Genomic DNA, 305 nt, shown 5'->3' with positions numbered 1-305 from the left:
CCCTTCTCGCGCAGCCCCTGCACCAGGCGCGTCACCTGCGCCTTGTCGCGCCCGGAATGCTGCGCCAGGTCGCGCTGGGTCGCGCCCGGCCGCTGCGCGAGAAGGGCTTGATCGATGCGCGCCCCGACGAGGCCGACCGGCGCAGCACCCGCCTGTACCTGACGGCGACGGGCGAAGCCACCTATGCGGACATGCAGCGGCACGGCGAACTGCTGGCGGCCCAGGCATTGTCGGGCCTGAGCGATGACGAACGCCGGCAGTTGGGCGGCCTGCTGGCGCGGGTGCAGGCAAACCTGCTGAGGGAA

Annotated in this window: 1 protein-coding gene; it reads left to right on the top strand. The window is 72.5% G+C overall.

The window, feature by feature from the left end; all coding sequences use genetic code 11:
• Window positions 1-305 (top strand): MarR family winged helix-turn-helix transcriptional regulator (locus ACNKXS_RS15255; RefSeq protein ID WP_417921626.1); only part of this gene is annotated, 305 nt, incomplete at both ends.

The sequence above is a fragment of the Christiangramia marina genome, assembly GCF_048285865.1.
Classification (GTDB): domain Bacteria; phylum Bacteroidota; class Bacteroidia; order Flavobacteriales; family Flavobacteriaceae; genus Christiangramia; species Christiangramia marina.
This window is presented reverse-complemented; position numbering and strand designations above follow the sequence as displayed.